Source organism: Frankia sp. CoWAU3 (genome assembly GCF_977971855.1).
Genome location: NZ_CDWWXB010000164.1, coordinates 3,831 through 4,749, shown reverse-complemented (window position 1 = coordinate 4,749; position 919 = coordinate 3,831). Strand labels below are relative to the sequence as shown.

1 protein-coding gene is annotated in these 919 nt (G+C 69.7%); it reads right to left on the bottom strand.

What is annotated here, in order from left to right:
- Window positions 1-69 precede the first annotated feature (69 nt).
- The coding region (locus AC08ON_RS13800) for a Dyp-type peroxidase (RefSeq protein WP_476617108.1) at window positions 70-919 on the bottom strand (850 nt) is incomplete at its 5' end.

The window sequence follows — 919 nt, the reverse complement described above, 5'->3', positions numbered from 1 at the left end:
AAGGGGCAAGGCGGTGCCAATCGAGGTGATCACGCACCGCCGGGCCGCGGCCCATAGCAGCGACGGCGCTCAGGCCAGCAGCGACCGGCCCAGGTGGTCGCTCGCGTCCCGGACACCGGGGAGCACGAAGAAGTAGCCGCCACCGGTCGGGCTGATGTAGTCGACGAGCGGCTCGTCGATGAGCCGGGTCTGCGTCGCCTCGAACTGCCGGATGATGTCCTGCTGGTAGCAGCAGAAGACCAGGCCCATGTCGAGGTTGCCGTTGCTGTCTGTTCCCCGGTCGTAGTTGAAGCCGCGGCGCAGGATGCGGGAGTTGTCGGTGGCCGCGGTGCGCGGGTTGGCGAGCCGGATGTGCGCGGTGAGCGGGATGGCCGTGCCCTTGGGGTCGCGGGCGTAGTTGGGAATGTCGGTCTCCGCGGTGCCGTCCAGCGGTGCCCCGGTGTCCCGTCGCCGGCCGATCATCGTTTCCTGCTCGTTGAGGGAAACCCGGTCCCAGAATTCCACCAGCATCCGGATGATGCGGACGACCTGGTAGGAGCCGCCGGTGGTCCAGCGCGGCTCGCCCGCACCGTCCACCCAGACCAGCCGGTCCATGTCGGCGGCGCTGGTCACATCGGGGTTGACGATGCCGTCCTTGAAACCGAGCAGGTTTCGCTGCGCGCCGGCTGGCCGGGGCTGGCTGTGGAAGCCGTCGATCCGCCACCGCAGTTGCATGCCGCCGCGGGTGTGCCGGGCGATGTCGCGCAGCGCGTGCAACACCGTGTCCCGGCTGTTCGCACACAGCTGCAGGCTGAGATCGCCGTGGCAGTCGGCGGGGTTCAGGTTGTCGTTCGGGAAGGTACGCATCGGCGCCAGCCGCCGGGGACGCCGGTCGGCCAGACCGAACCGGTCGTCGAACAGGGAGGCGCCGACCCCGACC